This is a genomic window from Acinetobacter sp. WA-87 (genome assembly GCF_039938935.1).
GTDB classification, from domain to species: Bacteria; Pseudomonadota; Gammaproteobacteria; order Pseudomonadales; family Moraxellaceae; genus Acinetobacter; species Acinetobacter seifertii.
The window spans coordinates 671,976-696,067 of record NZ_JBDUVF010000001.1 but is presented as its reverse complement, the minus strand read 5'-3'; the positions used below and the strand labels follow the sequence as shown (position 1 = coordinate 696,067).

The following is a 24,092-nucleotide window of genomic DNA, read 5'->3' as shown; positions in this document are numbered from 1 at the left end:
CAGTAACAAGGACTATTTCACAATAGGTTTTGATTTTCTTCAAATTGCCATTTTCGTTTTAGCATCCCTGTTAAAAGCAAAATGGATTAAAATCTGATCATGAGATTTATTGTTATGCAAAAAAAATATTTCGTCAACTTGAAAGTGTAACTTTTTCAAGTTACATTGTTCGTGTAGGATTTGAACGGTGAGATGGAGGCGGTATGCCAAAGAAAAAAGAATTCGAGCATGGCGGTGCACGGGAAAATGCTGGTCGTAAAGCACAGTTTAATGAACCCACCAAAGTGATTCGTGTTCCTGAATCTCAAGTCAACTTTATCAAAAATTGGTTACTGAATAATGTCAAAACCGATAACCAGACAGATTTTAGTTCAAAACTAAAAATACAACAGGTTCATCCAAACAACGATAAAATTTATCAGATTCCTTTGGCAACAGAGCGTGTTGCTGCGGGTTTTCCTTCGCCTGCGCAAGATGATATTGAGCAAGCGCTCGATTTAAATGAATATTTAATTAGAAATGAAAATGCCACCTTTATTGTTAAGGCCAATTCGTTGTCTATGTTAGATGCTGGAATTGATATTAATGATCCGCTTATTGTGGACCGTAGTATTCCTGCTAAATCGGGTGATATTGTGATTGCACTCATCGACAATGATTTCACCGTTAAGCGCTTAATGATTGATAGTCAATTTAAGCCGCCTAAAGTTTGGCTAAAAGCAGAAAACCCTGATTATCAAAATATTTATATTGAAGAGGGGCAAGAACTGGTTATTTGGGGAGTGGTGACTTATAACCTCAAACGAATGAGATAAATTTTTCTTATATTTTACTATTCAAGTTACTGACCCGAAATGATGGCCAGTAACTTTTTGCTGAATGACTTTTTAAATTTGCCCAATCAATAAACATGTTGCGATAACAACCATCAAACCACCTGAAAAACGACCGACTAATTGAGCTGCTTGTGGTCTGGTTTTTAAAATAGCCTCTGAACCATAACCCACCATTAAGTAAATAATCGCGCAGCTAATCATGTGAACAACACCAAAGGCAAGAATTTGTGTTGTCACTGACCATGAAGCAGTAGTGTCAATAAATTGAGGAAGCAGCGCTAAAAAAAGTAAAAAAACTTTCGGGTTTAATCCACTCACATAAATGCCTTTGGTTGCCCAGCTCAACCATGACTGAGCTTTTTCAGAACCAGACTGATTCGGAGTAGGAGGGGTAAGTAATAAGTTTATTCCCATCCATAACAAATAAGCAGAACCTGCAATTGTTAGGATCATGAGTGCAGTTGGATTATTTGCTACAAGTAGACCAACACCAGCTGCTACCAATAAAATCGTAATAAAGTGCCCAAATAGCATACCTGCAACAGCGGGTACGACGACTTTGCCCTTAATTCCTGCCGAAATGGCATAGGCCCAGTCTGCCCCTGGCGTAATAATAAAAAGAATGGAGACACTCCAAAATGCAATAAAAATGTTAAAAGCCATATGCTTATCTCGGCAAACTATTTTCCAAAGGTTTCGCTCGTGGTTTAGAAAAAATCCCTATTTATTCGAGCTTGTTGAAAATAATATGCTCATGTATTTAGAATGTGCTTTTAAATGTTTGCTCATATCACACTCATTTGGGGTAAATTTTTCTAAATGGATCGCACAGATAAAAAGATTCTTGCTGAATTGCAATTAAATGGCCGATTATCTATTACTGAATTGGCAGAAAAAGTAGGCTTGAGCATTTCACCTTGTCACAGACGAGTGAAGGCTTTAGAAGAGTCGGGCGCCATTAAAGGCTATCGGGCAGAACTCGACCCAAACTTAGTGGGATTTGAATTTTCAGCGATTGTTTTTATTACGCTTAAAGAAGGTGATAAACAGGCAGTCGAGAAGTTTGAAAATGCCGTAATTGATATCCCACAAATTATTCAGGCCCAGCGCTTGTTTGGTGAGCCAGATTATTTACTACATGTGGTCGCTAAAGATTTACCGGCTTTTCAGCGGTTGTATGATGAAAAATTATCTGCTATTCCAAGTGTGCAACGACTCATTTCAACCATTGTGATGAAAGATGTAGTGCCTGAACGTTTATTTCCGATTGGCTAAAAACATCAGGCCTAAAAAAAGAAGCTTTAAAGCTTCTTTTTTAGTTTCGAGAGTATTTAAGCGTCGAGTGTTTTACATAAAGAACAGATCGTGCCGTTATGTTTGTGAGAGAACATAATATCTGGACGCTCATAACCTTGCTCACATACGCGGCAGTGATAAACCGTTGCAACTGGTGTACCTTCAGCATCGTAACGTGGTTCTTTAATGCCGTCATCGTGTGACTTGATGTAGTATTTTCCTTTGGTTAATAAGCCCATGATTGGAGTTAAGACAAAAGCAAGTACAAGCGCGATAAGCGGTGAGTAAGGCGCCAAGAAGCTACCAAGTAAGCCGAAGAATGCTGCAATCGATAGTCCTGCTGATACAAGGAATGCAACCATACCGACAGGGTTTACGTTGTAGAGCATGTCACGGCGATATTCAGGTTCTTTCGGTGAAAGTTTTAAAACATATTTGTTGATTGAAATGTCTGTTGCAACAACTACAACCCAAGCAATTGCAAAGTTTGAATAGAACCCTAAGATTTTACCCAATACCGCAAACATATTGCCTTCCATCAAAGCAAGCGCAATTGCCAAGTTCACCATCACAAAGACAATACGTCCCGGATAATGTTTGCTAATACGAGTGTAGGCACTTGTCCATGCAAGGGAACCAGAGTAAGCATTGGTCACATTAATTTTAATTTGAGAAATGACCACCAAAATCACTGCGAGTGTTAAAGCAGCCCAACCCGGAAGCATGTCATGAAAAGCTGCATTAAACTGTTGAACAGGTTCAGTGCTGTTTACGCCCGGTATTTTAGTAAGTAAATAGAAACCTAAAAATGCCCCAATAATTTGTTTGATTGCCCCTAAAATTACCCAACCCGGACCCGCTGAAATAACGGCTGCCCACCATGCTTTGCTATTTTCTTTTGTTTTCGCAGGCATGAAACGTAAGTAATCAATTTGTTCACCAATTTGCATGATGAGGGATAAACAAATGCCCGCACCTAACATGATTGCTGCCATGTCTACAGTTGCAAAACCTTCTTTACCTGTAAAAGTAGCAAATTGGCTGACTAAAGTTGGTTCTTGATAAATCAGGTAGGCCACAGGACCAATCATCAGAATAAGCCAAAGTGGGGTAGTCCAAACTTGTAATTTACTCAAGGCTTTCATACCGTAAATCACCAATGGAATCACCATAATGGTTGAGATGAGATAGCCAGCCCAAAGCGGAATGCCTAAACCAAGCAATAACCCTTGCGCCATGATTGAACCTTCAAGGGCAAAGAAAATAAATGTGAAACTGGCGAAAATGATACTAGTAAGAACTGATCCGATGTAACCGAAACCTGCACCGCGGGTAATCAAGTCAAGGTCGATGTTATAGCGCGCTGCGTAGTAGGCTAAAGGAATCCCGGTTAAGAAGATAATAATCGCTGCAAATAAAATGGAGAAAACAGCATTGGTTGTTCCGTAAGACATACCAATACTGGCGCCAATAGAAAAGTCAGCAAGATAGGCAATACCACCAAGTGCAGTAATAGCGACAACTTTGGGACTCCAGCGCCGAAAGCTGTGTGGAGCATAACGTAAAGTATAATCTTCTAAGGTTTCATTCACTGCTTTTTGTGAATCTGTACCTTGCACAGTGTCCAGATTTGGATGTTCAGATACACTCATAACATCAATCTCCCAATTATTTTCGGTCAATCAACACAAATATTGATCATTGTTTTTTGATGGTTTTGAGTGTGTGATTTTTGGGAAAAATTGAAAATACGTTATTTTGCGTATATGTGCGTATTCGAGAAAATCGCCATGATAAATGACTTTTGGCATAAGGATTGCTGGGTTTAATGCAGCCCTATCCAAAACATGAGTGTTATGCCAGATTCTTCACGCCCCCAACAAGCGCCACAACGTGTGATCAAAACACGCCGTGAATATAATATTTGGGTGGCCGATGAAAGTATCGAAGATTATGCGCTCCGCTATGCACCTACCTCGGTAAGAAAATGGTCACCTTGGACTGTGACCAACACCGCAATTTCGACCGTTAGCTTTTTGGCTATGGAAGCCATTGGGGCGACCATGCTTTGGCAGTATGGCTTTAGCAATGCAGTCTGGGCAGCAATTGTCGTATGTACCATCATATTCTTAACCAGTTGGCCCATTAGTTACTACGCCGCAAAATATAATGTAGACGTCGATTTGCTTACTCGTGGTGCAGGTTTTGGCTACATTGGTTCGACCATTACATCTCTAATTTATGCCAGCTTTACCTTTATTTTGCTTGCGTTTGAAGCCGCAATTATGGCGATGGCACTTGAGCTGGCTTTAGGCATTCCGCAAGTTATTGGTTATTTAATTTCTGCCTTAGTGATTTTGCCTTTAGTGGTCAAAGGCATTGGTTTTATTAATAAAGTTCAGGCAATCACTCAGCCAATCTGGCTCTTGTTGCTTTTATTGCCGTGGTTTTTTGTACTTTGGAAACAGCCACAAATTTTAAGTAGTAGCCTGCATTTTGTTGGTGCGGTTTCAAACTCGACCGATTTCAATCTGTATTACTTTGGTGCGGCGTGCACTCTTATTTTTTCATTTGTGATCCAAATTGGTGAGCAAGCAGACTATTTACGTTTTTTACCGCAACAAGAAAAGAACAGAACTGCATGGCGGTTTGCCGTTTTTTTAGGTGGTCCATCTTGGATTATTTTTGGATTTCTAAAAGTATTGATGGGCATGTTGCTGATGGTTTTGGCTTTTCAGCTGTTTATTCCTGTCTCTGAACTGGACAATCCGACTTATCTGTATTGGGTTGCCTATCAACAATTTATTCCAAATCCTCAACTTGCTTTAATTCTCACATTAGCACTGGTTTGCTTGGCGCAAATTAAAATTAATATGACCAATGCCTATGCTGGCTCATTGGCATGGTCCAATTTTTTTGCCCGTTTAACTCATAGCCATCCGGGGCGAATTGTCTGGCTTCTTTTTAATGTTTTTATTGCTATTGTTTTGATGGAAATGGGCATTAGCCATGCAGTTGAGCGCATTTTAGGTCTATATAGCAATATCGCTTTGGCATGGATTGGCGCGGTTGTTGCCGATTTAATTATCTGTAAACCTTTGGGTTTAAGCCCAAAGGGAATTGAGTTCCGCCGTGCTTATTTATACGACATTAACCCCGTAGGTGTGGGCGCCTTACTGATTGCTTCAGTGTTATCAATGCTCAGTTATTTGGGCTTTTTCGGATTGATGGCGAAAGGTTTAGCAAGTTTCATTGCTTTGGGGAGTGCGGTGTTATGTGTGCCTGTTATTGCTTACTTAACCAAAGGCAAATATTACATTGCACGCCAGCCTGAAAAAATTCAGGCGACTTCGGTTGCTAACTGTGTGGTATGTGAAAGGGACTATGAACTTGCCGATATGGCGGGTTGTCCAGCCTATAACGGTACGATTTGCTCTCTATGCTGTTCACTTGAAGCACGCTGCCACGATTTATGTAAACCTGATGCACGCTGGTCAGTACAACTCAAAAAAGCTATCTGGCACTATTTACCAGAACGCTGGGCGAGTCGTTTAAATAGCAGGGTCAGTTTGTATCTATTGCTGACTCTGGGGCTGTCTATTGTTTTGGCGGTGAGTTTAAGTCTGGTTTATATCCAAGAAAAAACCTATTTAGAAACGATTAATGCCGCAGCCGTTCCTCAGTTATTTACGCTGTTTGTAAAAATCTACACCATTTTATTTCTATTGATGAGTGTTGCTGCATGGTGGTTAGTGCTAAACGATGAAAGCCGTCGTAATGCCGAAATCGAAACGCATCAGCAAACAGCATTATTGTTTGATGAAATTGCTGCCCATGAAGTCACTTCAAAAGACCTGCAAGATGCCAGAATTTCAGCAGAGCGAGCAAATGATGCAAAAAGCCGTTATGTCATTGGCATTAGCCACGAACTAAGAACACCTCTAAATAGTATTTTGGGCTATAGCCAATTACTTCAAAAACAAGAGCAGCTTTCAGAACAAGGCAAAATGGCGCTCGGGGTGATTAGCCGTAGTGGGCAGCATTTGACTTCACTGATTGACGGTTTACTAGATTTAGCACGCATTGAAACAGGCAAGATTTCTTTAAATGTAGTGGATGTTCATTTCCCCAATTTTATAGAACAAATTATTCAAATGTTTCAGCCACAGTTTGAACAGAAGAATTTACAGTTTGTGTATGAAATTGGAGAGAACCTACCGCACTATGTGCGTACGGACAAAAAACGCTTAGAGCAAGTGCTCATCAATTTATTGGGCAATGCTTTAAAGTTTACGACAAGCGGCACAATTACTTTGAAGGTTGAGTACCGTTTTCAAACGGCTTACTTTGAAATTAGAGATACGGGCTGTGGTATTGCCGAGGCCGATTTAGAGCGAATCTTTAACCCGTTTGAACGGGGCAGTAATGTGGTTCAAGGCGGATTTACTGGAACAGGGCTTGGGCTTCCAATTGTAAAATTATTGGTCGATTTACTTGGTGGCCAACTATCTGTGAGTAGCCAGCTCAATCAGGGTTCACAATTTAAGATTAAGTTTTACTTACCTTCAAAAGAAGTGGTTCATCCGATTTCTAATGTTTACTCCAACCAAATTACAGGCTATCAAGGCGAGCGAAAACGAATTTTGGTTGTCGATAATGAAGCGGTGGATCGAGGTTTAGTCGCTAATTTTCTAAAACCTTTAGGATTTATGATTGAAGAAGCCGAGTCGGGCATTGACTGTTTAAGACGTGTACCTATTTTTCAGCCTAACCTGATTTTGATGGATTTAAATATGCCTTTGATGGGCGGCTGGGAAACAGCGCGATTATTACGTCAGAATAATATTACCAATGTGCCGATCTTAATTATTTCAGCGAATGCAGGCGAGCGCGAAGTCAATCCACAAGATGCGGTCTTAAGTGAAGACTTTATGCTAAAACCAATCGACCTCAATTTGTTGCTGAGTAAAATTGGAGACAAGTTAGGCTTGGTATGGATTGATTCCAAATCAGATGCCCATCTTGAAAATAATGAGGTTCAAGCACTTGATGTAAAGGTGTTTAAGCAGGAGCAAACCACTGTTCATACATCAATTACACAACTTGAAAATAATGATCTGCTCGATTTGCCGCAAAGCTTGCAACAATTAAATGATTTGATTGGGCAGGGTTACATTCGAGGAATTCAACAGACTTTAACGCAATGTCGTCAAAATTTTCCGGAGCATAACGAGTTATGGGAACAGCTTGAACAGGCTATTCAAAAGTTTGATTTAAAACACGCGCAACGATTAATTCAGGATAAGCAATGAGTACGCAACATGTTTCTTTTCAGCAGGCTTCGCCAAATGAGCAGTCTGTTATTCTGATTGTGGATGATGTGCCGGAAAATCTGGGCTTGCTACATGAAAGTCTGGATCAGGCAGGTTATCGCGTGCTTGTCACAACTGATGGGTTAAGTGCAATTGAAATAGCTCATCGATGCTTACCAGATATGATTTTGCTCGATGGCAATATGCCCCATATGGACGGTTTTGAAAGTTGCATACAGCTTAAAGCAAGTCCAATTACGCAGTTTATTCCCGTCATTTTTATGACAGGTTTGTCTGAGACAGAGCATATTGTGCGTGGTTTTCAGGTCGGAGGGGTGGACTATGTAACCAAGCCTTTGAATATTGAAGAAGTACTAGCAAGGGTAAAAACACATTTGGCACATGCCAAACTATTGCAGCAACAGAAACAGGTGATTGATGCGACGGAAACAGCCATTCTTGCGCTAGATGTTCAAGGTAAAATTGTTTGGAAAACCCAAAAAGCCAGTGATTTACTGAATCAATATTTACCTGAATTAGAGGGCTTTGAAGCAGGCTTAAAAGCTTGGTTTTCAGACTTAGAAAATGAAAAAGACCCTAAAAAATTAACCAGCTGTTCTTATTCAACGCCATCCCAGCAATTACAGCTTTTATTGCTTACGCCGTGGGAAACTGAACCAAGTGTGGCAAAAAATTATCTGATACAGATTAAGACTTCTACGCCGGCTTTGGAAATGGCTGATATTTTGAAATATTGCCCACAGTTGACTCAACGTGAGGCAGAAGTCATGCACTGGTTATTGTTAGGGAAAACCAATAAAGATATTGCAGAAATTTTGGAGCTGAGCCCACGGACGGTGAACAAGCATTTAGAGCATGTTTTTGAAAAACTTTGCGTTGAAAACCGAACTGCTGCTGTGGCTCACATTAATAGTCTGGTACAAGAGTTTCATTAAAGTTAATTAAAAAGTTAGAGGCCCGTATTGAGCCTCTATCATCTGTATTACTTCAAGTTTTGTTTAAAGAAACTGGTTAATTTATTAAATGGAATGAGATCGACCCGATCATATAAATCAACATGTCCAGCGCCTTTAATGTAGTAAAGCTCTTTAGGTTGGCCTGCGAATTTATAAGCTTCCTCACTAAACTCTTTTGAATGGGCCTGATCACCTGTAATAAATAGCATCGGACGTGGTGAAATCGTTTCAATGTCGTTAAATGGGTAGAAGTTTAAAAATTTGACATTACTGGTGAGAGTTGGGTGGGTTGTAAGCTCTCTCGATGAGCCTTTAGGCGTATATTCTCCGCGTGGAGTACGATAAAAGTCGTAAAATTCACGTTGAATAGGGTGTGTATCTGCTGTTAGCTCATGCGTAGTTCCGCTGGTATATTCGGTTTCACCACCTTTAAACTCAACATAACGCTGTGCAGCGGCTTCTGCAATAATTTGCTTTCTCTGCTCTAGGGTTTGTGAGTGACGTAAGCCATTGCGGTTTGCTGCGCCCATATCATACATGCTGACAGTTGCTATCGCTTTCATACGCGGATCAATTTTTGCTGCACTAATGACAAAACTCCCACTTCCACAAATACCTAATACACCAATATTATTAGGATCAATGAAAGATTGTGTTCCCAAATAATCTACAGCGGCACTAAACGCTTCTGCATAAATGTCTGGTGCCACCACATTTCTTGGTTGGCCCGCGCTTTCACCCCAAAATGATTGATCAATTGCTAAGGTCACAAAACCTTGTTCAGCCAGTTTTTGTGCATAAAGCATAGAGCTTTGTTCTTTTACAGCCCCCATAGGGTGGCCAATTATAATTGCAGAGGCTTTGGTCTTTTTATTCAAATTTTTGGGAATAACTAGATTGCCAACAATATCCATATTGTATTGATTTTTAAAAGTCACTTTTTGAATAGTCACTTGCTGACTTTGATAAAAGTTATTTGCACCATTAGACATATCGGCCGCCATAGCTGAAGTTGAAGAAAATAGACCAATAGTTGCTGCACAAATTGCAGCCGCCGTATGGGTTTTAAGCTTTTTAAATAAGGGAGATGTACTCATAAATACCTCAATTTAAACAATGTGAATGGGTGAGTAGGTGCATGCTTATTTGATTTGTGAAATTGAAATTTTGATGTGTTGTTTTTGCTTGAATGCTTGGGGAATAGCATCTAGTTTTCCGAGAAAAATGAGGCCATTGGCATAACCAACATGAGAATCTTTATAGAAAAAAGCCAGATTACCCCAAGGAGCATAATAGGTAAGATCACCCGCTTTTCCGGCATATCCATGAGGCGCGTTTTTTGTAGTTAGCTTGGTGGGTAGATCAGCTATTTTTTCAGTGGAGTCATAATCTTTAAGTATTAATGTCAGTGGAAGCTGCTTGGCAAAATCTTCAACAGTAAGTGACATGGCTAATGTGGCAAATAGCGGCTGCTGTGTTCCATCAATATCAATACGGATTTTCATCATCGATCCCCTTTGTTGATTTTTACCTTGAGGCTTTATTGCATAAGAAGCGGAAGTCACTGAGAACAAAACACATAGGCTGACTAAGCCTTTAAAAAACTTATAACTAGCCATATCAACTCACCTCGCTTCTTTAAGAAAAAGCATATAAATGCAATGAAGCTATTTATTCTTTAACGTAAAGATATGAGTGGAATTTATTAATTTTTTACAATAATAAAATGACTCATAATAATCGCCTCAGTTTATTTAAATCTTCATATTTACTGCTTCATATGGATTTTAACGAATCTTCTTTTTAATAATTAGTCTAAAAAACAAACATGGACTTATGAATAATATTCATGAATAGTTTTATCCTTTATAATGAGGTTGACTCCCCAATAAGAGATAAAGCAGATGATAAATAAAGAAAACTATAATGATCTTTATGCTTTTTTAATGGTGGCAAGAGAGGGTAGTTTTACTAAGGCTGCTGGGAAAATGGGAATTTCACAATCTGCGCTGAGCCATACCATTCGGGGGTTAGAAGAACGTTTGGGAATGTTGCTCCTGACCAGAACCACACGTAGCGTTTCACCTACCGCAGCAGGCGAAAGGTTGAAACAAACAATTAGTGCTAGCTTCGATCAGATTGATAATGAATTATCCCTTTTAACTTCATTTCGAGACCAACCCGCTGGTACAGTTCGGATTAATGCTAGCAGCCATGCGATACGGGAAGTGCTGATTCCAAAACTTAAAAAGATTGCGGGTGATTACCCAGATGTACAAGTTGAACTAACTGCCAATAGTGGGATGGTCGATATTGTGGCAGAGCGCTTTGATGCTGGCGTTCGTTTTGGAAGCCGCGTAGCTGATGGCATGATTGCAGTACGTATTAGTCCAGATGTCAAAATGGCGGTAATAGCAACACCAGCATATTTTGAACAATATGGAATTCCTAATACCCCTAAAAATTTAATCAATCATCAATGTATTGGCTATCGTTTAACGACCCAAGGCAGCGTGTATGCGTGGGAATTTGTGAAAGATGGTCAAGAAACAAAAGTTAAAATTCAGGGGCAATGGATATTTAATGAAAGCTACGATATCGTCGAGGCGGTTAGAGCTGGATTTGGACTGGCTTATATTCCAGAAGATTTGATTCGAGAAGATCTAAAAGAAGGGAAGCTGATTCAAGTTTTGGAAGAGTACAGTATCCAGTTTCCCGGATACCATTTGTACTATCCACATCGCAGACAACTTTCACCTGCATTACGGTTGGTTATTGATGTGTTACGTGAGTAGCATTCCGCCATGTAATATAGGCAGTCAGCGCGCCTAATAGCAAAATAGTTGCGCTCATATAGAACGTGGCACTATAGCCATATGAGTCATATAATAATCCGCCTATAGTTGCACCTAGAGTAATTGCAAATTGAATAATCGCAACCATCAAACCACCACCAATTTCGGCATCTTGATGTAGTGTTTGGGCAAGCCATGTATTCCATGCAACAGGTGCCGACGTTCCAAAAAAGCCCCATAAACCCATCAATATGGCAACAAACCATAAATGCTCACCACCTAGCACAAAAGCTCCAGCAATCAATGCCATGATGAATGGAATAAGAATCAGATAACGATAAACATGTTGGTGGAGGATTAAACTAATTACAAATGTACCCATTAAGCCTGCTAAACCTAAGATTAATAATAAAATGGATAGCATTGTCGCATCGACATGAGTAACGGTTTCTAGAAATGGGCGTAAATAGGTAAATAGTACAAATTGGCCCATAAACAGCAATAAAATACCTGTCATCCCATAAAGTACAATTGGGCGTTTTAGTAAACCAAATGGATTTTTCGATTTCTCGGCCGACACGATTGCTGGAAGAGAGGGCATACTTTTAAATTGCCAAATAAGTGCAACAATCGCGATGGGGACAATACAGAAAAAAGCACCACGCCAGCCAATAATTGAACCCAAAAAACTTCCTAATGGTGCTGCAATGGTGGTGGCTAGAGCATTTCCGCCATTTAATAAACCGAGTGCTTTAGGTACTGAAAGCGGAGGAACGAGTCGCATGACAATTGATGTCGAGATTGCCCAAAAACCACCAATAACTACACCTAAGATTGCACGACCCAACATAAACAAAGCCGCAGAATGGGCAAATGTAATGACTATGCCAGAGACAATCATCAGTAGGGTGAGTAATAAAATGATATGACGTCGGTCCCATGCCTTAAATACACGACTAATAGACAGGCTAGTAATAACAGCAAAAATACCAGAAATTGCGATTGCTTGACCCAATTGGCCTTCACTGATATTTAAATCTAAAGAGATGGGGGTAAGTAAACTTACAGGCATGAACTCAGATGCAATTAATACTGCACAGCAGAGCGACATTACAAAGACGGCACCCCAGGCAGGTGTTGAATGTTCATATGTGCTTTGCTCAATTTGATGAAAAGAAGACATAAAAGTTCCAATCTCAAAACCATTGAATTTTCATAAATGAAATGAATAAAATTTGGTCGCAGAGCTTAACAACAATGATTTGAGAGGATTAGACGCTGAATTACGAATAGAATTATGAATTTTATGCATGAATTGTATTTAAAAAGCATACAGACTCACTGCTAAAAATAGGCTATTTTTTTACAGTTAAATTTGTTCTTATAGATAAAGATATATAAAGTCATTTCTAAATAAATATGAGTTGTAATACGAGGAATTCATTGTGAATATTCAACAAAAAGATGATACAAAACACGGCAGCTTTAGCTTACTTGATGGTGAAACCGTTGCAGGTGAAATGACTTATACATGGGCAGGCGAGAGCATGCTAATTATTGATGCTACAGATGTAAATGAAAATTATCGTGGACAAGGTGTAGGTCGCCAATTACTTGACGCTTTGGTGGCTTTTGTTCGTGAAAAAGACGTAAAAGTAATTCCGCTTTGCCCATATGCTAAATCGGTTTTTGATAAAGATCCAAGCATTCGCGATGTACTTAGAAAGTAAGAAATAGATTGAAAATCATTTAATAAAAATCGGGCCTTGGTGTCCGATTTTTTATTGGCTTTATTATTCATCTTTGTTTTAGTGAATATGTTTTAAGCAGTTGTATTCAACTGATTTGAAGGTTTTCGATTGCCAGATCGAATTTATCAAACTTATAGAAAAGCTTATCTAATAAAAATAGTTTTAGACCAATTGGGAAAAAAATAAACTCGTTGCACAAATATTTAATGGCTGACGAAAGCTAAATATTTATAACGTTTTAATATTATTTTTTGGAATTTTCCTTGAACTGGCAGTATATCCATAGTGTGTTGCCGCAATTTTTCTCTGCAACTTTGACCACGCTGAAAATTTCAATTATCAGCATTATTTTGGCAATTATTGTGGGGCTAATTTGCAGCATTTTAATCACATATCGCGTGCGGGTGCTAAATAGAATTGCCCAGTTCTATATTGAGTTATCTCGAAATACCCCTTTATTAATTCAACTGTTCTTTTTGTATTACGGTTTGCCAAAGCTCGGTATCAAAATTGATGGTTTTGCTTGTGGTGTGATCGGACTGACCTTTTTAGGCGGAAGCTATATGGCTGAAGCTTTCCGAGCAGGTTTGCAGTCTGTTGCAAAAGGGCAGATTGACTCTGCAAAAAGTATTGGTCTGCAACCGACTCAAATTTTTAGATATGTCATTTTTCCTCAAGCACTGGCTATTTCAATTCCAGCAATAGGGGCAAATTGTCTATTTCTAATTAAAGAAAGTTCTGTGGTTAGTGCCATTGCTGTCGTTGAACTGCTTTTTGTCACCAAAGACTTAATTGGCATGGACTATAAAACCACCGAAGCTTTGTTCTTACTCATCATGGCTTATCTGATTATTTTATTGCCCGTGTCTATTTTAACCAGTTATCTGGAGCACAGAAGTCGGAAGGTGAGCCATGGAACTTGATTATGTATTTCAAGCGAGTCACCTCGAACGTTTAATGTGGGGACTTTGGGCAACTGCAAAAATTGCATTTATTTCAGTGTTTTTCTCTGCAATTTTCGGCACAGTTTTCGGCGTCATTATGACTTCTAAAAACATAGTCGTTAAGGCATTGTGCCGCCTGTATTTAGAAGCCATTCGAATCATTCCAATTTTAGTTTTGCTGTTTGTGTTTTATTTCGGCTTTGCGACATGGTTTAACTGGCAGTTTTCTGCAATGTGGGTCTGCGTTGTTGTGTTTGTTTTATGGGGAACCGCTGAAATGGGCGATTTGGTCCGTGCAGCTATTACTTCGATTGATCAACATCAACGAGATTCGGCCTGTGCGCTCGGACTAACTCATGTTCAAGCTTTGATCTATGTCATTTTTCCGCAAAGTCTAAAACGAGTAACACCAGGCGCGATTAACTTATTTACCCGAATGGTGAAAACCAGCTCTTTGGCAGTGCTGATTGGTGTGGTTGAGGTCATTAAAGTTGGCCAGCAAATTATTGAAAATTCGCTATTGACCGTGCCGAGTGCTTCTCTCTGGATTTATAGCTTTATTTTTATTTTGTATTTTCTGATTTGCTATCCCTTATCGCGTTTGGCGGCACATTTAGAAAAGGTCTGGGAGTAATTATGCCTTTGTTATCGATACAACAATTACAGAAATCATTTGCACAAAGTCATATTTTACAGGGCATTGATCTGGATGTAGAACAAGGAGAGGTGGTTGTTATTTTAGGCCCATCGGGCTGCGGTAAAAGTACCTTATTGCGCTGTATTAACGGCTTAGAACCGATTCAGGGTGGCGAAATTCGTTTAACTGGCTCAGGTGTACTCGGTAAAGATGTGGACTGGACTAATGCTCGTCAAAAAATTGGCATGGTTTTTCAGAACTATGAGTTATTTGGGCATATGAACGTCATTGACAACATTTTGCTTGGACCACTTAAAGTACAAAAACGTCACCGTGATGAAGCTGAACAAGTCGCAGATGAGTTGTTAAAGCGAGTGGGACTGTTTGAGCGAAAACTTGATTATCCACGACAGCTTTCAGGTGGACAAAAGCAGCGTATCGCTATTGTGCGTTCGCTAGTTATGCAACCTAAAGTCATTTTACTTGATGAAATTACCGCTGCGCTTGATCCGGAAATGGTCAGAGAAGTGCTTGATGTAGTCCTTAAATTGGCGAATGAAGGAATGACCATGCTGATTGTGACACATGAGATGTCCTTTGCACGCAAGGTTGCCGACCGCATTATTTTTATGGATAAGGGCAAGATTATTGAACAGGCTTCCCCAGAAGAATTTTTTGAACAGCCGAAAACAGAACGAGCGAAAGCCTTTCTAAATATTTTGTCGTACTAAATTTTTATTATATGAATCATGAGGAAGTGAATGTTTAAACGTAGTTCAATAAAAATATTAAGCAGTATTGCCGTTGCTGGGGTGTTGTTAACTGCATGTAGTAAAACGCCATCAACTGAACAGGCAGGTAATGCTCAAGCAGACCATTCTTTAGAGCAAGTCAAAAAAAATGGAGTTCTACGCGTTGCTGTTTTTGCTGATGATCCGCCGTTTGGTTATGTAGATAGTGCAGGTAATAATCAGGGCTTTGATGTGGCTTTAGCAAAACGAGTGACTAAAGATTTGCTCGGTGATGAAAAGAAAGTTGAGTTTATTGTGACTGAAGCTTCAAATCGGGTGGAGTTTTTAAAATCAAATCGAGCTGATGTTGTATTCGCGACATTTACGGTAACTCCTGAACGCAAAGAGGTTGTCGATTTTGCCGAGCCTTATTTAAAAGGTGCTTTTGGCATTGTCTCGCCTAAAGCCAAGCCGATTACTGACATTGCCCAATTAGAAGGTAAGACCTTAATTGTAAATAAAGGCACAAGTTCAGATACCTACTTTACCAAGCATTATCCAAAAGTGAATTTACTCAAGTTTGAAAGAAACTCGGATGCCTTTAAAGCCTTAACTGATGGTCGTGGTGACGCAATTTCACAAGATAGTACTTATGCATTAGCGTGGGCCGCGAAGAACCCAAGTTATGTGGCAGGTATTCAGTCTATTGGTGATCAAGAGTTTATTGCACCAGCAGTTAAAAAGGGCAATACCCAATTATTGAATTGGCTTAATACTGAAATTAAGCAGCTAAGAACAAGTGGTGAAATTAATAAAATTTATGATGAAACCTTGAAACCAATTTACGGTGACTCGGTCAATCCGAATGTGTTTTTAGATGTAGGCCAATAATTTTCGATATCACTAGAGCAGTGTCTGAAAGTAGGCGCTGCGATTTTAAATAAGACTTTTACAAGAACGATAGGGTGAAATAATGACAACATTAACATTTCAAAACGTGAAGCATATTTTAGCTGCGTCTTTACTGAGTTTGGGTTTAGTTGCATGTGACAAAGGAACTCAGTCTACTGAAAAAACGGCCGATACCACACAAACTGTGTCGAGTATTGAACAGATCAAAAAGAATGGCGTGGTACGAATTGGTGTATTTAGTGATAAACCGCCGTTTGGATATTTAGATGCTCAAGGTAAAAATCAGGGTTTTGATGTAGAAATTGCCAAGCATGTTGCGAAAGATTTGCTGGGCGATGAAAACAAAGTTGAGTTTGTTTTAACTGAAGCGGCTAACCGTGTCGAATATTTAAAAGCCAATAAAGTAGATATTATTTTTGCCAACTTTACTGTTACACCAGAACGTAAAGAAGTGGTCGATTTTGCTAAGCCTTATTTAAAAGTGGCACTAGGTGTGGTTTCTCCAAAAAGTCATCCGATTACTGATGTGGCTCAACTTAAAGATAAAACTTTATTGGTAAACAAAGGTACAACGGCTGATTCATTCTTCACCAAGACTCATCCTGAAATTAAACTACAAAAGTATGAACAAAACACTGAAACTTTTGATGCTTTAAAAGATGGTCGTGGTGCTGCGCTTGCACATGATAACTTGCTGGTTTTAGCTTGGGCTAAAGAAAATCCAAATTACACTGTTGGCATTACCAATTTAGGTGAGCAGGACTTAATTGCACCAGCAGTGAAAAAAGGCGATAAAGAGTTGCTGGACTGGTTGAACCAAGATTTAGAGAAACTGGCTAAAGACGGCGTGATTCATCAGGCTTATGAAAAAACGTTAAAACCAGTCTATGGCGATACCATTAATCCAAAAGATCTATTGGTTGAATAATTCTAATAAAAGGGACTCTAGATAGTATTTGCTTGAGCTAAGAGCCGTCTAAATTTTTAAAGTCGGTTCTGCTGCTAGTTTATCTGCCAAATATTGAATCAACACACTCAATTTAGGTGGGACATGCCGTGTCGGTGGGTAAAGTAACCACAGCCCACCACTATAATAGGTCTTAAAATACCAATCTGGTAAAACCTGAACTAAGATACCTTGTTGTAGCGCATAGCGTGCAACGAAGTACGGCAAGCTCGCAATACCTAAATGCTGTAATGCGGCACTTAAACGCACACCCGTATGGTTTGCTGCATAACGCCCACGCACAGCCACACTTATCGATTTATTTCCTTGTTGAAATTTCCATTTTGAGTCACTGGCTTGTTCGCCCAAGTAAATACATTCATGCTGCTTTAAATCATGAGGGTGGTTCGGTGTGCCATGCTTGGCCAAATACTCAGGTGTGGCACAAACCAAGTGATCAATATCAATCAGCTTTCGACCCATAAGTCCACCCGGTGGTTGTTCTGTAATCCGAAGTGCTAAATCGACTCCATCATCAATCAGGTCTACATAACGATCTTCTAAAAGCATTTGTATATCAATTTTAGGGTAGCGTTCTAAAAATTCAGGTAAATGCGGATGAATCATAAAATGTCCCACAGCTTTCGGAACACTCATACGAATAATACCTTCTGGCTCGACATGGAATTGGCCGGAACTTTCCATGACTGCTTGTGCCGCATTCACCATATCTAAACAGCGTTGATAGACCTGTTGTCCACTTTCACTTAAACGAAGTTTCCGTGTAGTCCGATAGAGTAAGCGGGTGCCTAAAGCACGCTCTAAACGAGCAATCGCACGACTAACAGCAGAAGGTGTTGTACCAAGCTGGCGGGCAGTTTCAGAAAAACTTTCCGATTCGACAACCTTAACGAAAGTCGCCATTTCATTTAACAGAACCAGACTTTGATTTGTGCTCATGAGGCAAAAGTTATTTGGATTTTGATTGGATTATCGCGTCTAAAAAATCGCAATACAATCTTTTCTGTGATTTTCAGGAAACTAAATTGTTATGTGGCAGTTGTATGGACATGAGTTTTTAACGCTAGCTCTTATTCACTTTATGGCGGTGATTTTACCGGGACCAGATTTTGTGATTACGGTAAGGCAAAGTGTACGTTATGGCTATTTGATTGGATGTCTAACTGCAATTGGTATTGGTGTCGGGATTTCAGTACATGTGTTTTATACACTTGTTGGTATTGGCTTTTTGATTCAACAAAGCGAATGGCTCATGTCACTGATCAGAACAGCAGGGGCAGCTTACTTAGTGTATTTAGGATGGCAGTGTTTACGTAGCCAGCCGAATACTAATATTGAGATAAATGGCCAAGCAGACGGTGATACGCCGAGTTTATTTAAAGCGTTTACAATGGGTTTTCTCACTAATGCATTGAACCCGAAAGCCACTATCTTTTTTCTGGCAATTTTTACGACGATTGTGAGTACCACCACACCAATGAAAGTTCAGGTTTTTTATGGAGTATGGATGTGTATGGTTAATGCCATCTGGTTTATGGTGGTGAGTGTGCTGTTTGCTCAGCCTATTGTACGTAAACGGTTTTTGGAGTTTGGGGTTTATTTTGAGAGGGTGATGGGAGTTTTATTAATTGGAATTGCATTGAGATTGATTTGGGGATTGTTTGTTTAATTGCCGTGAGTATTTAATGGGGGTGCAGAAGTACGATTTTAGATTGTATATAGTTTTTACGGCGTTCATACCAGTATTTGCTCGTGCTAAATTTCATCCACAGCTGCCCATAATTTATAAAGATAATGTATTTGCAATATTTTTTGAAAAATGAAAACAGAGAACAGGTTCTGTGGATGAGAAAGTTTTTGGTTACTTTTAAAAAAAAGTAACAGAATTAGCTACTTTCTTTGGAGGCAAAACGGTAAGACTCCGCCGTGATAATTACTTTAAATTGTCTAGAGTATTAATGACTCTTAGCTCGAGCCGAAGGTTAACCTAGAAATCGAAATTAAAATAACAAGACTCCGCTGTGATAACTACTTTGACTTATTACATATATATATGACTTTAGAGATAAAGTAGCTTCAATAAAGAATCCATAAAAAAAGACCGCTCAAAAGCAGTCTTTTCTAGTCTAGAAATAGATTTAATTGTTACGTCTATTACGCGTCAGTTGATGTAACACCGACACCAATAAATCAATTTCTTCAGTCGTATTATAAAAAGCTAAAGACGGACGCACGGTCTGTTCTACACCAAAACGACGTAAAATTGGCTGTGCACAGTGGTGACCTGAACGTACGGCAATACCATGTTGATTTAAAGCTTTACCGACTTGTTCAGTTGAATAGCCTTGTAAGGTAAAGGACATAACACTGGCTTTGTGATGTGCCGTTCCGATCAAACGTAAACCTGACACACTACTCAGCGCATTTTGACCATATTCGAGTAGATCATGTTCATAGCGAGCAATGTTATGAATACCTAGACTTTCGACATATTCAAGTGCAGCACCTAAACCAACAGCATCGGCAATGTTTCCTGTTCCAGCTTCAAACTTGTTTGGTGCAGGTTGGTAAACTACTTGTTCGAAGGTCACATCTTGAATCATGTTACCGCCGCCTTCCCAAACAGGCATGCTTTCTAGCAGCTCTGGTTTTGCATATACCGCACCAATACCCGTCGGCCCAAACACTTTATGTCCAGAAAACACAAAAAAGTCTGCATCAAGGGCTTGTACATCGGTAGGGATGTGCGAAACAGATTGAGCACCGTCAACTAAAACACGTACACCTTTGGCATGCGCAATTTTAATGACTTCAGCAACAGGTGTGACTGTTCCCAAAGCATTCGAAACTTGAGTAATCGACAGCAGTTTAGTGCGTTCATTAATCAGTCTTGGCAACTCTTCTAAAATAATCTGGCCTGTGTCATCCACAGGAATGACTCTTAATTTTGCTCCAGTTTTTTTAGTGAGTTGATACCACGGCACAATATTGGCATGGTGTTCTAAGTGAGAAACGATAATTTCATCACCTTCACCAATATTTTGCTCACCCCATGTTTTTGCAATCAGGTTAATGCCTTCGGTTGTTCCTCGAACAAAGATAATTTCTTTAGAAGAGGGCGCACCAATAAATCGGGCAACTACATTTCTTGCATGCTCATAGGCGTCGGTTGCACGAGCCGCTAACTCATGTGCAGCACGGTGAATATTTGAGTTTTCATGCTGATAAAAATAAGCAATCCGGTCAATCACGCGCTGCGGTTTTTGTGTGGTCGCAGCATTATCCAACCAGACCAGAGGTCGGCCATTGACGCGTTCCTGTAAAATTGGGAAGTCGCGACGTATAGCATGTACATCGAGTGGTTGAGCACTACTTGCTACAAAAGTGGGTTGCGATGGTTGATAGTGACTATAACTTTGTCCACTTTGAGGCAAGTCTAAAAAATAAAATGCAGAGCTTGCCGAACTTTGGGGAGGCGTGTTTGTTGCAAAACGATCTTCCGTCAGCAATGATTTCAGCTGGTCACCATGTGGCAATTGAAAAGACTGTGCAACCGAATAATTATCTTCAACACCTTTAACAGACGGTTCTGGTGTATTGGGAGCAGAAAAATCATTTAAAAAATAATAAGGTGATTCACCTGCACCAGTGGGTAAGTTTGGTTCAATGCGTGGCACATTAGGTTCACTATGAGCAGCTTGTGGCAAATGTGGCTCAAATGGTGGGCGCGGCAAATTAGCTCCACCAACCACAGGCGCAGACGCTACAATTCGACGTTCAGGGTAGTCTGGCAAATTTGGAATATGCTCAGGATATTCCGGATTAAGACTTTTCTGAAAGGCGATATTGGGCGCACGACCACTGAGAGCAGAGAATGGTTCACCTGGTTGTGGAGGGTGCGGTGGCGCTCCGACAGGTAAGTCCAAGTTAAGGCCCGATGGAGAAGCTGAACTGCTTGAGCTTGGCAATGCTGAAAAAAAATCATTAGCAAGTCGAGCAATGGTGGACTCATCAGGGAAGTTGGCTGGTGGGTTAACACCAGTCACATCAGGCCCTGTTGGACTACCTTGCAGATTACTTGTAGTTAACTGGGTAGTCATGATATTTGTCCACCTCCACATCATCTAATACTGCCAACGCATCATCAGTGAGTACTGCAAGTGAGCAATATAATGAGATTAGATACGACGCAATTGCGTTACGGTTGATTCCCATAAAACGTACTGAAAGCCCCGGTGACTGTTCACCTGCAAGACCGGGCTGGAACAAACCAACAATCCCTTGACGCTTTTCACCAACACGAAGCAGCAAGATTTTAGTTTTGCCATCTTCTACAGGAATTTTATTTGATGGAATGAGTGGAATACCGCGCCATGTAATAAACTGCGAACCAAACAGACTAACTGTTGGAGGCGGTACACCACGCCGTGTACATTCACGTCCAAATGCTGCAATTGCATCAGGATGCGCTAGGAAAAATCCTGGTTCTTTCCAGACTTTACGTAACAAATCATCAAGATCATCTGGAGTAGGTGGGCCATTTAAAGTCGAGATACGTTGGTCATCTGTCACACTTGCCAGTAAACCGTATTCGGGGTTATTGATAAGCTCACTTTCTTGACGTTCTTTAATGGTTTCAATCGTTAAACGGAGCTGTTCTTTAATTTGGTCGTGTGGGCTGCTGTAAAGGTCAGCAACACGTGTATGTACATCTAAAACAGTAGATACACCATTTAAAAAGTATTCGCGTGGCTCTGGGTCATAATCAACAAAAGTTTGAGGTAAAGTGGCTTCATCACGTTGGGTGCAAGCTACTTGAATATCATCGGTATTATTTACACGGTTTAAGCGATAAATACCTGCTTCAACAGGAAGCCATTGAAGTAAGTGAGTCAGCCATCGAGGAGTGATCGTAGAAAGTTGGGGAGCTGTCTTGGTCGCATTGGCTAGTTGACGCGCTGCGTGATCCCCAAGTGCAAGTTGGGCTTTGTCTGTATTTTTCGCCATGAATCATTTTTCCTTATTACATTGGCTTTTTGAAAATAAAAATTCTAGGGTGCATATAAACTAGAATTAGTTCTGGTTTAAAATTAAAATAGCGTTGTAATTTAAATAATGAGCTTATTAATGAGTTATCTATTTTCTAAATAAAAATATATTTAAACTAGAAATAAGCATTTTATTAATCTGCATGTTATTTGTTTATTTATCTCCTTATCTATTTATTTCACATCTATATTGTTTAACCGGCAATATGATTTTTTTGATAAGACTCATTAGGAGACTGTAAAATCTGACTACCTGCTGCAACACTATGCGTAAGCCAGACATTTCCCCCAATAATGGACCCTCGGCCAATCGTAATACGGCCTAAAATAGTCGCGCCTGCATAGACCACAACGTCATCTTCAACAATTGGATGGCGTGTATAATCTTTTTTCAAAGCACCATCATCATTGGTTTCAAAGCGTTTTGCTCCAAGAGTTACCGCCTGATAAATACGGACACGCTCTCCAATCACACAAGTTTCACCAATCACCACACCTGTACCATGATCGATGAAGAATCCTTTACCGATTTTTGCACCCGGATGAATATCAATACCCGTCGCAGAATGCGCTAACTCGGAAATAATGCGAGACAATAAAGGCACTTGGGCATAGAGTTGATGTGCTATTCGATGATGAATAATCGCAAATATGCCCGGATAGCAAAGTAATACTTCATCCACACTATGCGCTGCCGGATCGCCTTCATAGGCCGCACGCACATCGCCGTCTAAAAGACGTCGTATCGAGGGCAAGGTGTTGGCAAAATCCTGCACAATATTTTGAGCAAGTTCGTCTGGCTGTTGGACTGTGTTCGAATGACTCAAATGACGTTTTGCTTCATAATTTAAAGCCAGTTGTACTTGAGCATGTAAGGCTGTGAGTACCCGATTTAAAGTATAGGCAATATAGGAGTCTTCAGTTTCTTGACGTAAGTCGGCAGGGCCTAAACGCATTGGAAATAAAATCCCACATAGGTCATCTAAAATGGCCTTTAAAGCTTCTTTAGATGGAAGTTCGCGGCCCCCAAATTCTTTTGTTCTGTGCTGTTGCTGACGCCAGTCATGCCTTGCTTGTTGTAAACCTTGTACAACCGCATTAATGTTCCATTGAGTCACAAGCTTTCCTTGATTCACTGAAAATTGATTAAAGTATTAGTCTTGTTGCCAAGGAAGTTGATGGATGCGCCAGCCATTTTTCTGATTACGCTGTTGCTGATCATTTAGATCGCCTTCGAAGCCTTCAAGAACGTTATAAATGTGCTCAAAACCAGCATTAAATGCGGCCTCGGCAGCTTGTGCTGAGCGGTTGCCACTACGACATAACAAAAGAATGGTTTTGTCTTTACCAACTTTTGATTCGAGTTCTTTTAAAAAGCGTGGATTACGGTTAAACGATGTGCCAGTTGCCCAAGCGACATGAACACTTTCAGGGACATAACCCACAAATTTACGTTCTTCATTGGTACGCACATCAACTAAAACAGCTTCTCCTTGTTGTACGAGCTGCCATGCGTCAACAGGAGATAAACTGCCACTAAAATTTAGTTCATGGTCTTGTGCATATTGCTGTGCTTTAGAAAGAATTTCTTGGGCTGAAAAAGATGTATTTGAACCATTTGAGATAAAGCTTTGAGGGGATTCTGTATTTAATTTAGCATTCATTGAATATATCCTTATCTTCGATTCAGATTGTTATTGTTCAATTTACGCGTTTTTAAATATAAGCAAAAATAAGGAATATCTATTTATATATATTATTTTGATAAATAAGAATGGGGGATATTTTTATAAAAAAGTATTAATTAAGCTTATATAGTTTTTTAATTGAAATGCATGGAATAATCATTTTAATAGTTAAGAAAACCGTGTGAATTAAAAATAATC

23 protein-coding genes and 1 pseudogene are annotated in these 24,092 nt (G+C 39.8%); 12 read left to right on the top strand and 12 right to left on the bottom strand.

The genetic code is table 11. The features are described 5' to 3' along the window. Positions 1-203 precede the first annotated feature (203 nt). Positions 204-815 (top strand): translesion error-prone DNA polymerase V autoproteolytic subunit, encoded by a 612-nt coding sequence (umuD, locus tag ABFY81_RS03370; protein WP_019458855.1) that lies wholly within the window; start codon positions 204-206, stop codon positions 813-815. A gap of 72 nt (positions 816-887) precedes the next feature. On the opposite strand, the gene ABFY81_RS03365 is transcribed toward umuD, so the two are convergent. Continuing rightward, the gene (locus ABFY81_RS03365) at positions 888-1,499 is read right to left on the bottom strand and encodes a LysE family translocator (protein WP_174765591.1); all 612 of its coding nucleotides are present in this window, start codon (positions 1,497-1,499) and stop codon (positions 888-890) included. A 156-nt stretch (positions 1,500-1,655) separates the two neighbouring features. Between ABFY81_RS03365 and ABFY81_RS03360 the strand changes: the two genes are divergently transcribed. Beyond that, the gene (locus ABFY81_RS03360; protein WP_000376211.1) at positions 1,656-2,111 is read left to right on the top strand and encodes an Lrp/AsnC family transcriptional regulator; all 456 of its coding nucleotides are present in this window, start codon (positions 1,656-1,658) and stop codon (positions 2,109-2,111) included. A gap of 56 nt (positions 2,112-2,167) precedes the next feature. Here the strand turns inward: ABFY81_RS03360 and ABFY81_RS03355 are convergent, their stop codons facing one another. Beyond that, positions 2,168-3,784, bottom strand: coding sequence for a hypothetical protein (locus ABFY81_RS03355; RefSeq protein ID WP_004702319.1), 1,617 nt, complete (start codon positions 3,782-3,784; stop codon positions 2,168-2,170). 195 nt (positions 3,785-3,979) lie between these two features. On the opposite strand from ABFY81_RS03355, the gene ABFY81_RS03350 reads away from it, so the two are divergent. Both ABFY81_RS03350 and ABFY81_RS03345 read left to right on the top strand, forming a co-directional pair. Further along, the gene (locus ABFY81_RS03350) at positions 3,980-7,444 is read left to right on the top strand and encodes an ATP-binding protein (protein ID WP_347913023.1); all 3,465 of its coding nucleotides are present in this window, start codon (positions 3,980-3,982) and stop codon (positions 7,442-7,444) included. Beyond that, positions 7,441-8,400 carry a response regulator transcription factor gene (locus tag ABFY81_RS03345; protein WP_347913022.1) on the top strand — a complete coding sequence of 320 codons (960 nt, stop codon included), beginning with the start codon at positions 7,441-7,443 and terminating at the stop codon, positions 8,398-8,400. Before ABFY81_RS03350 ends, ABFY81_RS03345 begins: the two co-directional genes overlap by 4 nt. 47 nt (positions 8,401-8,447) lie before the next feature. Here the strand turns inward: ABFY81_RS03345 and ABFY81_RS03340 are convergent, their stop codons facing one another. Continuing rightward, positions 8,448-9,518, bottom strand: coding sequence for an alpha/beta hydrolase (locus tag ABFY81_RS03340; RefSeq protein WP_347913021.1), 1,071 nt, complete (start codon positions 9,516-9,518; stop codon positions 8,448-8,450). 45 nt (positions 9,519-9,563) lie between these two features. Continuing rightward, a complete protein-coding gene (locus ABFY81_RS03335) occupies positions 9,564-10,040 on the bottom strand; it encodes a cyclophilin-like fold protein (RefSeq protein ID WP_347913020.1) in 477 nt (158 codons plus the stop codon). A gap of 285 nt (positions 10,041-10,325) precedes the next feature. Between ABFY81_RS03335 and ABFY81_RS03330 the strand changes: the two genes are divergently transcribed. Continuing rightward, entirely contained in the window at positions 10,326-11,216 is an 891-nt protein-coding gene (locus ABFY81_RS03330; RefSeq protein ID WP_347913019.1) for a LysR family transcriptional regulator, read from the top strand. On the opposite strand, the gene ABFY81_RS03325 is transcribed toward ABFY81_RS03330, so the two are convergent. After that, positions 11,194-12,399 (bottom strand): MFS transporter, encoded by a 1,206-nt coding sequence (locus ABFY81_RS03325; protein WP_347913018.1) that lies wholly within the window; start codon positions 12,397-12,399, stop codon positions 11,194-11,196. The genes ABFY81_RS03330 and ABFY81_RS03325 overlap by 23 nt on opposite strands. Positions 12,400-12,661: 262 nt before the next feature. Between ABFY81_RS03325 and ABFY81_RS03320 the strand changes: the two genes are divergently transcribed. Next, entirely contained in the window at positions 12,662-12,946 is a 285-nt protein-coding gene (locus ABFY81_RS03320) for a GNAT family N-acetyltransferase (RefSeq protein WP_191028405.1), read from the top strand. A gap of 106 nt (positions 12,947-13,052) precedes the next feature. Here the strand turns inward: ABFY81_RS03320 and ABFY81_RS03315 are convergent, their stop codons facing one another. Further along, positions 13,053-13,166 carry a hypothetical protein gene (locus ABFY81_RS03315; protein ID WP_014206469.1) on the bottom strand — a complete coding sequence of 38 codons (114 nt, stop codon included), beginning with the start codon at positions 13,164-13,166 and terminating at the stop codon, positions 13,053-13,055. Between the two features lie 64 nt (positions 13,167-13,230). Here ABFY81_RS03315 and ABFY81_RS03310 point away from each other — a divergent pair, with 64 nt between their 5' ends. The 5 genes from ABFY81_RS03310 to ABFY81_RS03290 all read left to right on the top strand — a co-directional run bounded on the left by ABFY81_RS03310 (position 13,231) and on the right by ABFY81_RS03290 (position 17,119). After that, positions 13,231-13,890, top strand: coding sequence for an ABC transporter permease subunit (locus tag ABFY81_RS03310; protein WP_001104465.1), 660 nt, complete (start codon positions 13,231-13,233; stop codon positions 13,888-13,890). Next, positions 13,880-14,545 (top strand): amino acid ABC transporter permease, encoded by a 666-nt coding sequence (locus ABFY81_RS03305; protein WP_347913017.1) that lies wholly within the window; start codon positions 13,880-13,882, stop codon positions 14,543-14,545. The genes ABFY81_RS03310 and ABFY81_RS03305 overlap by 11 nt, the downstream gene beginning before the upstream one ends. Before the next feature lie 2 nt (positions 14,546-14,547). After that, complete coding sequence (locus ABFY81_RS03300) at positions 14,548-15,279, top strand: amino acid ABC transporter ATP-binding protein (protein ID WP_001130360.1); 732 nt, start codon at positions 14,548-14,550, stop codon at positions 15,277-15,279. Between the two features lie 30 nt (positions 15,280-15,309). After that, positions 15,310-16,170, top strand: coding sequence for a transporter substrate-binding domain-containing protein (locus ABFY81_RS03295; protein WP_174744529.1), 861 nt, complete (start codon positions 15,310-15,312; stop codon positions 16,168-16,170). A gap of 82 nt (positions 16,171-16,252) precedes the next feature. Next, positions 16,253-17,119 (top strand): cysteine ABC transporter substrate-binding protein, encoded by an 867-nt coding sequence (locus ABFY81_RS03290; RefSeq protein WP_000209984.1) that lies wholly within the window; start codon positions 16,253-16,255, stop codon positions 17,117-17,119. A 48-nt stretch (positions 17,120-17,167) separates the two neighbouring features. Here ABFY81_RS03290 and ABFY81_RS03285 read toward each other — a convergent pair whose 3' ends face one another. Further along, on the bottom strand, positions 17,168-18,097 hold the full coding sequence (locus tag ABFY81_RS03285) for a LysR family transcriptional regulator (RefSeq protein ID WP_347913016.1): 930 nt from the start codon (positions 18,095-18,097) through the stop codon (positions 17,168-17,170). A 91-nt stretch (positions 18,098-18,188) separates the two neighbouring features. Between ABFY81_RS03285 and ABFY81_RS03280 the strand changes: the two genes are divergently transcribed. Beyond that, entirely contained in the window at positions 18,189-18,827 is a 639-nt protein-coding gene (locus tag ABFY81_RS03280; protein WP_191000267.1) for a LysE family translocator, read from the top strand. A 103-nt stretch (positions 18,828-18,930) separates the two neighbouring features. On the opposite strand, the pseudogene ABFY81_RS03275 reads toward ABFY81_RS03280, so the two are convergent. From ABFY81_RS03275 to ABFY81_RS03255, 5 genes and pseudogenes are all read right to left on the bottom strand, one after another. Then, positions 18,931-19,042: pseudogene (locus ABFY81_RS03275) on the bottom strand (hypothetical protein); the annotation flags it as partial. 254 nt (positions 19,043-19,296) lie between these two features. Continuing rightward, complete coding sequence (locus ABFY81_RS03270; RefSeq protein WP_347913015.1) at positions 19,297-21,258, bottom strand: family 2A encapsulin nanocompartment cargo protein cysteine desulfurase; 1,962 nt, start codon at positions 21,256-21,258, stop codon at positions 19,297-19,299. Continuing rightward, positions 21,233-22,165 (bottom strand): family 2A encapsulin nanocompartment shell protein, encoded by a 933-nt coding sequence (locus ABFY81_RS03265; protein ID WP_001107602.1) that lies wholly within the window; start codon positions 22,163-22,165, stop codon positions 21,233-21,235. Before ABFY81_RS03265 ends, ABFY81_RS03270 begins: the two co-directional genes overlap by 26 nt. Before the next feature lie 235 nt (positions 22,166-22,400). Further along, positions 22,401-23,342 (bottom strand): serine O-acetyltransferase EpsC, encoded by a 942-nt coding sequence (gene epsC, locus ABFY81_RS03260; RefSeq protein ID WP_289738587.1) that lies wholly within the window; start codon positions 23,340-23,342, stop codon positions 22,401-22,403. 18 nt (positions 23,343-23,360) lie between these two features. Further along, positions 23,361-23,870: a rhodanese-like domain-containing protein gene (locus ABFY81_RS03255; RefSeq protein ID WP_347913014.1), complete on the bottom strand. Its 510-nt coding sequence runs from the start codon at positions 23,868-23,870 to the stop codon at positions 23,361-23,363. Between the last annotated feature and the right edge of the window lie 222 nt (positions 23,871-24,092).